At 72.9% G+C, this 12,124-nt stretch carries 14 protein-coding genes; 7 read left to right on the top strand and 7 right to left on the bottom strand.

The features are described 5' to 3' along the window. Positions 1-930 carry an alpha/beta hydrolase gene (locus BLV76_RS04955; RefSeq protein WP_090968134.1) on the top strand — a complete coding sequence of 310 codons (930 nt, stop codon included), beginning with the start codon at positions 1-3 and terminating at the stop codon, positions 928-930. A gap of 15 nt (positions 931-945) precedes the next feature. Here BLV76_RS04955 and BLV76_RS04950 read toward each other — a convergent pair whose 3' ends face one another. After that, the gene (locus BLV76_RS04950) at positions 946-1,896 is read right to left on the bottom strand and encodes a PfkB family carbohydrate kinase (protein ID WP_217630264.1); all 951 of its coding nucleotides are present in this window, start codon (positions 1,894-1,896) and stop codon (positions 946-948) included. Then, complete coding sequence (locus BLV76_RS04945; protein WP_090968133.1) at positions 1,893-2,435, bottom strand: cysteine hydrolase family protein; 543 nt, start codon at positions 2,433-2,435, stop codon at positions 1,893-1,895. Before BLV76_RS04945 ends, BLV76_RS04950 begins: the two co-directional genes overlap by 4 nt. A 71-nt stretch (positions 2,436-2,506) precedes the next feature. On the opposite strand from BLV76_RS04945, the gene BLV76_RS04940 reads away from it, so the two are divergent. After that, entirely contained in the window at positions 2,507-3,169 is a 663-nt protein-coding gene (locus tag BLV76_RS04940) for a DUF6461 domain-containing protein (RefSeq protein ID WP_139306488.1), read from the top strand. A gap of 33 nt (positions 3,170-3,202) precedes the next feature. Here the strand turns inward: BLV76_RS04940 and BLV76_RS04935 are convergent, their stop codons facing one another. Both BLV76_RS04935 and BLV76_RS04930 read right to left on the bottom strand, forming a co-directional pair. Then, positions 3,203-4,027 (bottom strand): ABC transporter permease, encoded by an 825-nt coding sequence (locus tag BLV76_RS04935; RefSeq protein WP_139306487.1) that lies wholly within the window; start codon positions 4,025-4,027, stop codon positions 3,203-3,205. Further along, entirely contained in the window at positions 4,024-4,920 is an 897-nt protein-coding gene (locus BLV76_RS04930; protein ID WP_090968131.1) for an ABC transporter ATP-binding protein, read from the bottom strand. The genes BLV76_RS04935 and BLV76_RS04930 overlap by 4 nt, the downstream gene beginning before the upstream one ends. A gap of 132 nt (positions 4,921-5,052) precedes the next feature. Between BLV76_RS04930 and BLV76_RS04925 the strand changes: the two genes are divergently transcribed. Then, entirely contained in the window at positions 5,053-6,195 is a 1,143-nt protein-coding gene (locus BLV76_RS04925; RefSeq protein WP_090968130.1) for a hypothetical protein, read from the top strand. A 54-nt stretch (positions 6,196-6,249) separates the two neighbouring features. After that, the gene (locus tag BLV76_RS04920) at positions 6,250-7,119 is read left to right on the top strand and encodes a DUF4064 domain-containing protein (RefSeq protein WP_090968129.1); all 870 of its coding nucleotides are present in this window, start codon (positions 6,250-6,252) and stop codon (positions 7,117-7,119) included. A 12-nt stretch (positions 7,120-7,131) separates the two neighbouring features. Here BLV76_RS04920 and BLV76_RS04915 read toward each other — a convergent pair whose 3' ends face one another. After that, positions 7,132-8,295, bottom strand: coding sequence for a pyridoxal phosphate-dependent aminotransferase (locus tag BLV76_RS04915; protein ID WP_090968128.1), 1,164 nt, complete (start codon positions 8,293-8,295; stop codon positions 7,132-7,134). A gap of 66 nt (positions 8,296-8,361) precedes the next feature. Between BLV76_RS04915 and BLV76_RS04910 the strand changes: the two genes are divergently transcribed. Next, a complete protein-coding gene (locus tag BLV76_RS04910) occupies positions 8,362-9,054 on the top strand; it encodes a class E sortase (RefSeq protein WP_090968127.1) in 693 nt (230 codons plus the stop codon). A 198-nt stretch (positions 9,055-9,252) separates the two neighbouring features. Further along, positions 9,253-9,786 carry an orotate phosphoribosyltransferase gene (gene pyrE, locus BLV76_RS04905; RefSeq protein WP_245734542.1) on the top strand — a complete coding sequence of 178 codons (534 nt, stop codon included), beginning with the start codon at positions 9,253-9,255 and terminating at the stop codon, positions 9,784-9,786. Between the two features lie 5 nt (positions 9,787-9,791). On the opposite strand, the gene BLV76_RS04900 is transcribed toward pyrE, so the two are convergent. Beyond that, positions 9,792-10,538, bottom strand: a complete 747-nt coding sequence (locus tag BLV76_RS04900) for a DedA family protein (RefSeq protein WP_245734541.1) — start codon at positions 10,536-10,538, stop codon at positions 9,792-9,794. 37 nt (positions 10,539-10,575) lie between these two features. Between BLV76_RS04900 and BLV76_RS04895 the strand changes: the two genes are divergently transcribed. After that, positions 10,576-11,268, top strand: coding sequence for a TrmH family RNA methyltransferase (locus tag BLV76_RS04895; protein WP_245734540.1), 693 nt, complete (start codon positions 10,576-10,578; stop codon positions 11,266-11,268). An 88-nt stretch (positions 11,269-11,356) separates the two neighbouring features. Here the strand turns inward: BLV76_RS04895 and BLV76_RS04890 are convergent, their stop codons facing one another. Then, positions 11,357-12,097: a septum formation family protein gene (locus BLV76_RS04890; RefSeq protein WP_090968125.1), complete on the bottom strand. Its 741-nt coding sequence runs from the start codon at positions 12,095-12,097 to the stop codon at positions 11,357-11,359. Positions 12,098-12,124 lie beyond the last annotated feature (27 nt).

Here is a 12,124-nt window from a genome sequence, read left to right as displayed (position 1 = left end):
ATGAGCCTCGATCCCGACCTCGCCGCCTTCATCACGGAGGTGGAGGCCTCCCGCGGCCGTCCCGTGTGGGAGCTGACGATCCCCGAGGCGCGCGCCCAGATGCGCGCGCTCCGCGTCGACAGCGTGCGGCCGGAGGACGTCGTACCCGTCGGCGACGTGACCGACGTCCTCGTCGACGACCTGCCTGCTCGGGTCTACCGGCCCGCCGGCGTCGAGGGTCCGGTGCCGACGGTCGTCTACTTCCACGGCGGCGGTTGGTTCCGCGGCGACATCGACACGCACGACCAGGTCGTACGCCGCCTCGTGCGCGACACCGGCGCGGTGCACGTCAGCGTCGGCTACCGCCTCGCTCCCGAGGACCCCTGGCCCGCGGCGCCCGACGACGCGGTGCGCGCGATCCGGTGGGTCGCCGAGCGGCTGGCCGACCTCGGCGGCTCCGGGCTGCTCGCCGTGGCGGGCGACTCGGCCGGCGGCAACCTCGCCGCCATCGCCACCCAGGAGCTCCGCGGCGAGGTCGACATCGCCGCGCAGCTGCTGATCTACCCGGCGACCGACCTGCTCGGCCACCACCCGTCGAAGGACGAGTTCGCCAGCGGCTTCATGCTGTCGCGCGCGATGACCGACTGGATCAACACGCAGTACTTCTCCGGCGACGCGCCGGCTCCGGGCGACTGGCGCCACTCGCCCCTGCACGGCGACCTCGCCGGCCTGCCGCCCGCGGTCGTCGCGACCGCCGAGTGCGACCTCCTCCGCGACGAGGGAGAGGCCTACGCCGCCGCGCTGGCCGCCGCCGGCGTGCGCGTGGACGCCGTGCGCCACGCCGGGATGATCCACGGCTTCATGGACCAGGGCCACGTCTCGCCCGCCGCGGCTGCCGCCACCCGCGACGTCAACCGTCGCTTCGCGGAGCTGCTCGCCTCCGTCGGCTGACGACCGGGCGAGACGTCACCGGCCGGCGAGGAAGTCGTCGACCTCGGTGGCGGTGGGCGCGGACTCCGGTCCGCGGCGGGTGACCTTGATGGCGGCGGCCGCGTTCGCGCGACGGCAGCCCTCGACCCACGGCGTACCGGCTGCGACCTCCGCCAGCAGCGCGCCGGTGTGGGTGTCGCCGGCGCCGTTGGTGTCGACCGGGGTCTGGGGGAAACCGGGGACGTAGGTCGTCTCCTCGCCGACGTGCACTGCACAGCCCTCCGGCCCGTCACGCACGATCGCGACGGCGTCGCCGCGGAGCAGGGGAGCGACGGCGGTGGTGAGGTCGGCGAGGTCGGCCGGCGGCTCCTGGCCGACGGTGCGGAGGATCGCCTCGGCCTCCTCGGCGTTGCTCGACCAGACGTCGGTGAGCTCGAGCATCGCGAGCCGCACGTGCTCGCTGAGGTCGGCGAACGCCGCCCCCGGGTCGAGGACGACGACCACGGCCGGGTCGAGGGCCTGCAGCCAGGCGAGGAGGGGAACGCCCGTGCTCGCGAGGGCCAGCGAGAAGCCGGTGACGCACACCAGGTCGCCGGGCCGCGGGTCGGAGGTCGACAGCGACTCGACGGAGATGTGGCGCTCGGCGCCGAGGGTGGTGACGAAGGTCCGCTCGGCGCTCGGCTCGACCATGACCACGCAGATGCCGGTGTCGAGGTCGGCGACCGGAGGGGCCGAGGCGGTGATGCCCTCGCGCTCGAGGGCGGCGCGGACGAGGTCGCCGTGCGGACCGGTGCCGTGGGCGCCCGCGTGCACGCAGGTCGCACCGAAGCGGGCGGCCGCGACCAGCACGGTCACGGCGCCGCCGGCGTAGTCGGTCGCCGACGCGGCCATCACGTTCTGGCCGCGCGCCGGCAGGTCGGGGACCTCGACGACGACGTCGACCAGGGCCTGACCGGTGTGGATGACCCGGCTCACGGGGTGGTTCACGCCAGCACGTCGTCGGTGGTGGCGAGCGTGATCTGCGGTGGGTAGAGGGCCATCACGTCCATCGCGGCCCGGTGGTTCTCCGGCGTCGAGCCGGCACAGGCATCGGTGACCACGGTGATGGTGGCCCCGGCGTCGGCGGCGGCGAGCGCGGTGGAGATGACGCAGCAGTCGGTCGAGACGCCGGTCAGCACGAGGTGCGGGGTCGGCCCGGTCACCGCCTGCAGGGCGTAGCTCCACTTGCCGAAGGTCGGCAGCGAGACGGTCTGGGTCGCGAGGCCCTGCATCTCCGGCACCAGCTCGAGCAGCGGGTCCGACTCGGCCACGGCGGCGAACGGCCACGCGTCCAGGTAGGCCGCCCAGCTGCCCTGCGGGTCGGGCGCGGGCACCCAGCGCGTGACCACGGTGCGCTCGCCGGCTGCGGCGGCGAGGCGTCGTACGGGGTCCACGATGGCGTCGAACATCGGCGACCCCCACTCGCTGTCCGGCGAGGCGAAGATCCGCTGCGGGTCGATCACGACCAGCCAGGCGTCGGGGTGCATGGCCCCAGCCTGTCAGAGCCGGACGGCGCCGTATCGCTGACACGGGTGGGGAGTGCGCCTACGGTCGCGTCATGAGCGAACGGGTGGAGCACTACAAGCAGGCCGTCGAGGACGTGGACGTCGAGTCGCTGACGGTCCTGGTCGTCGCCGGTGCCAGCGTGGCGGAGGTCCGGGAGGTGATCGCCGACGACTCCGGCCTGGCCCGCTGCCAGGAGGTCGACGACCACGAGCGCTCGGCCTACGCCTTCCTCGAGGTGGACGGCGGGGTGGCGGCGATGGAGCTCACCGGCTACGCGGACCCCACCGTCGCGGCCCTCACGCGGCTCTCGGCGGGAGGGAGGAGCGCGGCCGTCGTGGTCTCGGACATCCAGGCGCACGACAGGTTCGGGTGCGCGCGTGACGGCGCCCTGCTGTTCGACGACCCCGAGTACACGTTCCTCGACCCCGACGACCGCTCGCGGGTGCCGGACGAGCTGCGCTCCCTGTTCGACCTGGCCTGGGTCGACCTCGACGCCGACCTGTACGACGCCGACGACGACGACGTCATCGGGTTCGTGGTCGGCCTGGCGATGGCCGAGGTCGTCACCGGCATCACCCTGACGGCCGACGACCTGGGCCGGCTGTGGGAGGCAGGCCCGGACGAGATGCTGCCGGTCCGCACGCTGGCGTACGCCACCGAGCAGGCCTCGGGGGACACGTCAGCGGCCACCGGTCCCCCGACCGGCAGCCGCTGACGTCGCACGAGGCGCGTCTCCCAGGGTGGGGGACTACTTCACCTCGGCACGCAGAACCGCGCGCAGCCCGAGGGCGAGCGGGATCCAGAGCCAGACGAGCGTGGTGACGCCGAGCTGCTGCCAGTACTCCGCGGTCATCGAGTTGTCGAAGAGGCGGGTGATGGCGAACTGCACGTCGACCCAGGGCTGCAGGTCGCGGAACCACTCCTGGAAGGCGGCGAGGGTCCCGAAGGCGATCGGCAGGACGAACGAGTAGACGAGGTAGCCCACCAGCGCGGCCGGGGTCGAGCGGAAGATCACGCCGAGCATGTAGCCCATCAGCATGCCGAGCACGTTGGCGAGCACGATCAGGCCGAACTGGCCGACGGTGATGTCCCACTGCGCGTCGAGGCCGGTGATCGCGGAGCCGAGCAGGTTGCCGAGGGCGCCGATGGCGAGCGCGCCGACCATGGCGACGACGCCGACGAGCAGGGTGGTCACGAGCTTGGAGGTGAGCACCCGCCCGCGCCAGGGGACGAGCGTGTACGTCGTCAGGCCGGTGCGCTGGCTGTACTCCGAGGTCACCGCCATCACCGCGATGATCGGGAGGACCACCGAGAGGGGCATGCCGATCGCGGTGGAGAAGGTCTCCTGGGTGATCGCCTCGTCGGGCGCCCAGAGGATCACGGCGGCGGTCGCGAGGACCGACACGATGCCGACGCTCGCCATCAGCCAGAAGCCGGCGCGGGTGTCGAACATCTTGCGGAGCTCGACGCCGACGAGTCGGGTCATCGGGATCGGCCGGACGGTGCGGGCCGGGGTGGCGGTCCCGGTGGCCGCGGTCGGGGCCTTCGTGGGGACCTGGGTCGTGGTGGTCATGCTGCTGCTCCTTCTCGGGCGGTCTCGGCGGTGAGCTGGAGGAACATCTCCTCCAGGCCGGCGCCGTCGGCGGCGCGCAGCTCGCGGACGACGACGTCGGCGCGGTGCGCGACCTCGCCCACGAGCCCGGGGTCGGCGTCGGCGCGCAGGCCGCCGTCGATGGGGGTGGTGACGACCGCGGCCTCGTGCAGGGCACGGGCCAGGCGGGCGTCGTCGGAGGTGCGCACGAGGGTGCCGGCAGCCGCCAGCAGCTCGGTCTTGCTGCCCTGGGCCACGATCCGGCCCTGGCCGATCACGACGATGTCGTCGGCGATGACCTCGATCTCGTGGAGCAGGTGCGAGGACAGCAGCACCGTGCCGCCGTCGTTCGCGAAGCCGCGGAGCAGGTCGCGCATCCAGCGGATGCCGGCCGGGTCGAGGCCGTTGGCGGGCTCGTCGAGGATCAGCACCTCCGGGTCGCCGATCAGGGCGGTCGCGATGCCGAGGCGCTGGCGCATGCCGAGGGAGTAGTTGCGCACCCGGCGCTCGGCCTCGTCCTCGGTGAGGCCGACCCGGGCGAGGGTCTCGGCGACCCGCGACTTCGGCAGGCCCATGGTCTGGGCGGCGATGGCGAGGATCTCGCGACCGGTGCGGCCGGCGTGCTGCGCGGAGGCGTCCAGCAGGACGCCGACCTCGAGGCCGGGGTTGGGGAGGTCGCGGTAGTCGCGACCCGAGACGGTGACCTGGCCGGTGGTGGGCCGGGTGAGGCCGACCATGATGCGCATGGTGGTCGACTTGCCGGCGCCGTTGGGGCCGAGGAAGCCGGTCACGCGACCGGTGGCGGCCGTGAAGGACACGTGGTCGACGGCCGTGAAGGGGCCGTACTGCTTGGTGAGTGACTCGACGGTGATCATGGGTCAACCCTCGCGGCGGCGGGCCCCCGCGCACATCGGGGACAGTGCCCGTCCGACCCCTGAGAGCAACCCTGAGAAACCCCTCACCGACCGGTGGGGACGGCGTTGGGGTCGCCTTGGGACAATGGCCGGGTGAGCACCTCCACCGAGCAGCGCCCGCCCCAGGTCACCCTGGCCTCGACGATCATCATGGTCGCCTCGGTGCTGGTCCTGTTCAGTGTCTGGGAGCGCATCGCCACGCTCGGGTCGCTTGAGACGCAGGAGTCGATCCGCCAGCTCCTCGGCGAGCAGCCCTTCGACCAGCTCGGCCTCGACCTGCCCGCCGTCACCGAGCTGCTGCGGATCACCGCGCTCGTGGCCGCCGTCGGCGCGTGCGCGACCGGCATCCTCGGCTGGTACGTCCGCAAGCCCGACCGCTCGTCCCGCCTCGCCCTCACCATCGCCGCCGTCCCGGTGTTCGTCGCCGGCTTCCCCGTCAGCGGGCTGGCCGGCTCGTTCGTCGCCGCCGGCGCCGTGATGCTCTGGCTGGTGCCCGCGCGCGAGTGGTTCGCGACAGGACGCTGGACGCCTCCCACGCCCGCCGAGAAGACGGATGCGGGTCGTCGTACGACGCCGGGCGCGGGCGACGGCGCCGGCCACCCGGGTGCCGGGCACCCGCCCACGCCGCCCCCGGCCGCCCGGCCGTTCGGCGACGCCGGCCCGCCGCCGCAGCAGAACCCCTACGGCCAGCCGTGGACGCCGCCCGGCCAGCAGGTGCAGCAGTGGCAGCAGGGCCAGCTGCCGCCGCCGCTCCCGCCGGGCTACCCGCCGCCGCCCGGCTGGCAGCCGCAGCCGATGGCGCCGCCGCGTCCGCCGGCGCTCGTCACGGCGTTCGTCATCACGGTGGTCACGGCCGGCGGGCTCTTCGCGATCTCGCTGATGTTCCTCGGCGTCGCCGCCAGCTCCCTCGACGTGCTCATGACCGAGCTCGAGCGGCAGCAGCCCGAGCTGGCCGCCGACTTCACCGCGGGGGAGGTGCGCCGGGCGCTCCTCGGCTTCGGTGCGGGCTTCCTGGTGTGGTCGACGGTGGCGCTGGTGCTCGCCGGGTTCAGCATGGCCCGCCGCGAGTGGGCCCGCCGCGGCCTGGCGGTCACCGCCGCGTGCAGCGCGGTCGCGTGCGGCGCCGCCGCCCTCGCCGCGCCGGTGGTCCTGCTGCCGGCCGCGGCCGCCGTCGCCACGGTGGTGTGCCTGCACCGCGGCGAGGTGCGGCGGTGGTTCTCCCTCGGCACGCGCTAGCACCACGACTTCCGGTGGTGCCTCGCGCACCCGCCGACATGGTGAGATAGGCGCATGAGTTCTGACGACCCGGGCCCCACGCACAGCCCGTACGGCCAGCCCGACCCCTACGGCCAGCCCCCGCAGGGCAGCCCCTACGGCGCGCAGCCGTCCGGACAGCCCTACGGCTACGGCCAGCAGCCGGCCTACGGCAACCAGTCCCCGGAGCCGGGTCGCCGACCCGGCACCGTGACCGCAGCCGCGTGGATCGCGATCGCGTTCTCGGGTATCACCGGTGCCTTCTTCGTGCTCGCCGTCTTCGGGCTCCTCCTGGCCCGCACCGACGTGATCGCCGAGATGCAGCGCCAGCCCGACTTCCGCGACCTCGACGTCGACCTCGACCAGGCCTACGGCGCGGTCGTCGCGGTGGTCGGCGGCTTCGCGCTGTGGTGCCTCATCGCGATCGTCCTGGCCGTCTTCGTGCTGCGCCGCTCCAACGTCGCCCGGATCCTGCTCGTCATCTCCAGCGGGGTGGCGGCCGCCCTCTCCCTCCTCGCGATCACCAGCGGTGTCTCGATCGTCTGGCTCGCCGCCTCGGTCGCCACGATCGTGCTCCTCTTCGTCGGCAACGCGGGCAGCTGGTTCAAGGGGGTCCCGGCCGGCAGCGGCGCCTACGGCGGCTACCAGGCCTACGGTTCCTCGGCCTACGGCTCGGGTGAGTACCCGCAGAGCGGCCAGCAGCAGTACGGCCAGCAGCCGTACGGCGCCCAGCCGACGCAGCCGTACCTGCCCTCCGGCGAGCAGCCGTCGACCGGTGAGCAGCCGTCGTCCGGCAGCGGCTACGAGCCCTACGGCCAGCAGCCGGCGAACCCCTACGGCCAGCAGCCGCCGGCGGGCGAGCCCGGTGGCTCGGACTACCCGCCCAAGGACTACCCCGGCCGCTGACCGGGCCGCGCCTCAGCGCGACAGGTCGGCGGCGGCGAGTCGTCGTACGCCCTCGCGCACCACGTCGGCGTCCTTGCAGAACGCCCAGCGCACGAGCTGGAGGCCGGCCGTGGTGTCGTCGTAGAACCCCTGCGTCGGGATCGCGACGACGCCGGCGCGCTCGGGCAGGGCCAGGCAGAACTCTCGTCCGTCGGACCAGCCGAGGTGCGAGATGTCGGTGGTGGCGAAGTAGGTGCCCTCGGGCACGCGGGGCGTGAGCCCGGCGTCGACGAGTCCCGCGCAGAGCAGGTCGCGCCGCACCTGCAGGTCGCGGGCGAGCTGCTGCGGCCAGTCGGACTCGTGGTCGAGCGCGTGCGCGACGGCCGGCTGGAGCGGGGCGCCGGAGGTGAAGGTCAGCCACTGCTTGGCGGCCAGCACGGCCTGCACCAGCGGGGCCGGGCCGGTCGCCCAGCCGACCTTCCAGCCGGTGAGGGAGTACGACTTGCCGACGCTCGACAGCGTCAGCGTCCGCTCCCACATGCCCGGCAGGGTCGCGATCGGCGTGTGGGTGCGCCCGTTTAACACCAGGTGCTCGTAGACCTCGTCGGTGATCACGAGGACGTCGTGCTCGATCGCGAGGTCGGCGACCACCTGCAGCTCCTCGCGGGTGAGCACGGTGCCGGTCGGGTTGTGCGGGGTGTTGAGCAGGATGGCCTTCGTCCGGTCGGTGACGGCCTCGCGCAGCTGGTCGAGGTCGGGACGGAAGCTCGGAGCCCTCAGCGTGACGGCCTTCCGCTGCGCCCCGCACATGTCGAGGATCGCGACGTAGGAGTCGTAGTAGGGCTCGAGCACGACCACCTCGTCGCCGGCGTCGACGAGCCCGAGCAGCGCCCCGGCGATCGCCTCGGTGCAGCCGGTCGTCACCACGACCTCGGTGTCGGGGTCGACCTCGAGCCCGTAGTGGCGCTGCTGGTGGCGCGCGATCGCGGCCCGGAGGGCGGGTACGCCGATGCCGGGGGCGTACTGGTTGGCGCCGCTCGACAGCGCCTCGGCGGCCGCCGCGATCACCGAGGCCGGACCGTCGGCGTCGGGGAAGCCCTGGCCGAGGTTGACCGCGCCGGTGCGCACGGCGAGCGCGGACATCTCGCTGAAGACGGTCGGCGGGATGTGGGCCAGGCGTCGAGCGGTCGCGGACATGGCCTCGAGGCTAGTCCCGGGCTGGTCCCGGGGCGGGTCCCGAGGCCGGTAGGGCAGACTCGTCGCATGGCCGACCCGACCGCCGACCGCAGCACGGGTGCGCGGTGGCTGGGGCGGCTGGGCGTGGTGCTGGTGGTCGCCGGGCTCGCGCTCGGGGCCTACGTCGCGTGGCAGGTGTGGGGCACCAACGTGGTCTCCCAGCGCACCCACCGGGCGCTGGTCGACGACGTGCAGAAGTCCTGGGACGAGGGCGCAGCGGGCGCCGCAGGCGCAGCGGTCGAGACCGACAAGGGCACGGTCTCCGCCATCGTGCGGATCCCCGCGTTCGGCGACGACTACGCCGTGCCGGTGCTCGAGGGCACGAGCGACGAGGTCCTGGCTGCCGGCTTCGGCCACTTCTCCGGCAGCGCGAGGGCCGGCGCGGTCGGCAACTACGCCATCGCCGCGCACCGCATCACCCACGGCGAGCCGCTGCGCGCGATGCCCGAGCTGCAGCCCGGGGACGAGGTCGTCATCGAGACGCAGAGGTGGACCTACACCTACGTCCTCGACACCGGCGGCGCCGACCTCACCGTGCCGTTCACCGCCGGCTGGGTGCTCGCCGACGTGCCGGCCAACCCGGAGGCCGGTGGCGTGCAACCCGCGCAGGAGCCGGGCCAGCGGCTCCTCACCCTGACGACCTGCTCGGAGCTCTTCCACACCGACGACCGGCTCGTCGCGTTCGGGCACCTGGAGTCGAAGGAGCCGACGGCCTCCTGATCGCTCGATGCACACGTGTCCGGACTCGACGAAGGAACCACGTCACTCTGTGTGCAAGATCCGTTGCACGCAGTGGCGGGACCCGGGTTCTGCTGCACGAAAGCTTTCGCACTTTCTCCCGGGTCACTCGCACCGTCTGCACGGGATCTTGCGGCCGGCGACAGCACCTCGTAGACGCCACCCCCTAGGCTGCTGCGCGTGGTTGACGAGACGCTCGCACGCGACATCGACGCGGTCTGCCGCCTGACCGGGGAGTTCACCCTGCGGTCCGGCCAGGTCGCCGACACCTACTTCGACAAGTACCTCTTCGAGGCCCAGCCGGCGCTGCTCGACCGGGTCGCGACCGGGATGCTCGACCTGCTGCCCGAGGACACCGAGCTGCTCGGCGGCCTCGAGCTCGGCGGTGTGCCGATCGCGACCACGGTCTCGGCGAAGACCGGGCTGCCGGCGCTCTTCGTGCGCAAGAAGGCGAAGGAGTACGGCACCTGCAAGCTCGCCGAGGGCCCTGACGTCGCCGGCCGCCGGGTCACCCTCGTCGAGGACGTGATCACCACCGGCGGCGCCGTGCGCGACGCCACGCGCGAGCTGCGCGCGGCCGGTGCGATCGTCGAGGTCGTGGTCTGTGCGATCGACCGCTCGCCCGCCGACGAGAACCCGCTCGCCGACGTCGGCCTGGAGGTCCGCCCGGTGCTCACCCGCGCGCAGCTGGACGCCGCTGCCGCGCAGGCCTGAGCTGATCAGTCCAGGTCGCGGCCGGTGATGTCGCGATCGGGTCCGCCGTCGTGCGGCCCGACCTCGGCGCCTGCCGCAGCGGTCCGCTTGTGGCGCCACCACTCGATCGCGATCGGGACCAGCGAGAACGCCAGGATCACGATCACGAGCTTGTCGATGCTCTCGCCCAGCGTCGGGAACGCGTCGCCGAGGAAGAAGCCGAGGAAGCCGATCGAGAGCACCCAGAGCACCGCGCCGACGAGGCTCCAGAGGAAGAAGCGGTGCCGCTCCATCCGGGTCACGCCGGCGACGACGGTGATGTAGGTCCGGACGAAGGGCACGAAGCGACCGATCACGAGGGCCTTGTTGCCGTGGCGGTCGAAGAACGCCGTCGTCTGGTCGAAGTACTTGCGCTTGATGATCCGGCCGTCGCGCTCGTAGAGGGGCGGGCCGATCCTCCGCCCGATCTCGTAGCCGACGACGTTGCCGAGGAACGCAGCGCCGATGAGCACCGCGAGCGTGATCAGCAGCTCGACGAAGTGCGGACCGGGGAACAGGTCGAGCTGGCCGGTGGCGATGAAGAGGCCGAGCGCGAAGAGCAGCGTGTCGCCCGGGAGGATCGGGAAGAACAGGCCGCACTCGATGAAGACGATCACCAGGCTGATCCAGAACAGCTCGGTGCCGAACCGGTCGAGCAGCCAGTTGGGGTCCATCCACTCGATGCCGAGCAGGAACGGGGTCACGAGCCCGGACGGGTCGAGGAGAGCGCTCACCCGCGACACCCTACGGGCGCGTCCTTACGATTCCCGCATGCACGAGCAGGAGGAGCGCGCTCCCTACGACCCGATGCCGCACGGCCCGCCCGAGGTGGGCGTCGGGCCGTGGCAGGGGACGTGGCCGACCGGTGAGCAGTGGGACCCCGAGCTGCTCCGCGACGGCGACCGGCGCAACGTCGTCGACCGCTACCGCTACTGGACCCTCGACGCGATCGTGGCCGACCTGGACACGAGGCGCCACGGATTCCACGTCGCGATCGAGAACTGGCAGCACGACTTCAACATCGGCACGATCGTCCGCACCGCCAACGCGTTCCTGGCCGCCGAGGTGCACATCGTCGGCAACCGCCGCTGGAACCGACGCGGCGCGATGGTCACCGATCGCTACCAGCACGTCCGCCACCACCCGGACGCCGCGGCGCTGTCGGCGTACCTCCACTCCCTGCCGGACCACGACGGCGGGCCGGTGCGCCTGCTCGGGATCGACAACCTGCCCGGGTCGCTCCACCTCGAGACGACGCAGGTCCCCGAGCGGGTGTGCTTCCTGTTCGGTCAGGAGGGCCCGGGGCTGTCGGCGTCGGCGCGCGAGGTCTGCGACGGCACGTTCTCGATCGCACAGTTCGGCTCGACGCGCTCGATCAACGCCAGCTCGGCCGCGGCCATCGCGATGCACAGCTGGGTGCGCGAGTACGCCGACCTCGCGGGCGAGGACGCGTGGCGGGGCTGACCGCCACGTCCGAGGACGCGCGGGGCTGGGCCCGGGATGTCCCCTCGGCACCCCGGACCCTCCTCCCCAGGCTCGTCGGTCCTGCGACCTACTTCTTCGTCCTCGAGTAGCAGGTCAGCGTGTGGTCGCCGGCCTTCCACGAGGACTTCGAGGGCCAGCCGAAGCGGAACTGGCGCGACGTCACGCCGCGCACGCACTGCCGGTTGCCGAGCCGCTGCCACTTCTTGACGCTCGGGAACTTCTTCCCCGGGACGGTGACGGCGGCAGTCGCGCGGTAGGTGTGCTTCTCCGCGCAGACGGTGACGTGGAAGTCGCGGCCGGCGAGGCAGCGCGAGACGCCCTTGGCGTACGGGAACCTCCCCACCTCCAGCTTCGCCGGGAGCGCGTGGAGCTCGGCGAGGTGGCCGAGCACGACGTCGCAGCGCAGCCAGCGGGCGCCGGCCGACTGCAGGTCGGTCGACGGGACGAAGAAGCCGACGTTGTAGGCGGTGAGGCTCAGCGCGCGCATGTTCTTCACGCCGATCGCCTTTCGCACGGCGGCGTAGCAGCTCTCGAGCGCGAACTGCTCGAGGTCCGGGCTCTCGTAGGCGAGGTCGTCGGGCAGCACGGCGACGCCGACGACCTGCGAGGTGTGCGGCAGCGTGCAGTCGATCGCCGCCTCCGGGTAGGTCGGCTGCGACAGCTCCTCCGTGCTCATGTCGAAGCACTGGCCGGTGACCGGCGCACCGAGCAACGGGTCCTGCGCCGTCGCGCTCGCGGTGGTGGTCGAGGTCAGGGCTGCGGCGAGCAGGGCCGCGACGGCGGCACCGATCCCGAGTCGTGTCGTCATGTCCGTCAACGTAGACCTGACTGGACC

Source organism: Nocardioides exalbidus (assembly GCF_900105585.1).
Lineage (GTDB): Bacteria > Actinomycetota > Actinomycetes > Propionibacteriales > Nocardioidaceae > Nocardioides > Nocardioides exalbidus.
This window is presented reverse-complemented; position numbering and strand designations above follow the sequence as displayed.

Coding starts and splice junctions, on each gene's coding strand:
- BLV76_RS04955 (WP_090968134.1), top strand. CDS start 1: ATGAGCCTCGATCCCGACCTCGCCGCCTTCATCACGGAGGTGGAGGCC.
- BLV76_RS04945 (WP_090968133.1), bottom strand. CDS start 2,435: ATGCACCCCGACGCCTGGCTGGTCGTGATCGACCCGCAGCGGATCTTC.
- BLV76_RS04940 (WP_139306488.1), top strand. CDS start 2,507: ATGAGCGAACGGGTGGAGCACTACAAGCAGGCCGTCGAGGACGTGGAC.
- BLV76_RS04935 (WP_139306487.1), bottom strand. CDS start 4,027: ATGACCACCACGACCCAGGTCCCCACGAAGGCCCCGACCGCGGCCACC.
- BLV76_RS04930 (WP_090968131.1), bottom strand. CDS start 4,920: ATGATCACCGTCGAGTCACTCACCAAGCAGTACGGCCCCTTCACGGCC.
- BLV76_RS04920 (WP_090968129.1), top strand. CDS start 6,250: ATGAGTTCTGACGACCCGGGCCCCACGCACAGCCCGTACGGCCAGCCC.
- BLV76_RS04915 (WP_090968128.1), bottom strand. CDS start 8,295: ATGTCCGCGACCGCTCGACGCCTGGCCCACATCCCGCCGACCGTCTTC.
- BLV76_RS04910 (WP_090968127.1), top strand. CDS start 8,362: ATGGCCGACCCGACCGCCGACCGCAGCACGGGTGCGCGGTGGCTGGGG.
- BLV76_RS04895 (WP_245734540.1), top strand. CDS start 10,576: ATGCACGAGCAGGAGGAGCGCGCTCCCTACGACCCGATGCCGCACGGC.
- BLV76_RS04890 (WP_090968125.1), bottom strand. CDS start 12,097: ATGACGACACGACTCGGGATCGGTGCCGCCGTCGCGGCCCTGCTCGCC.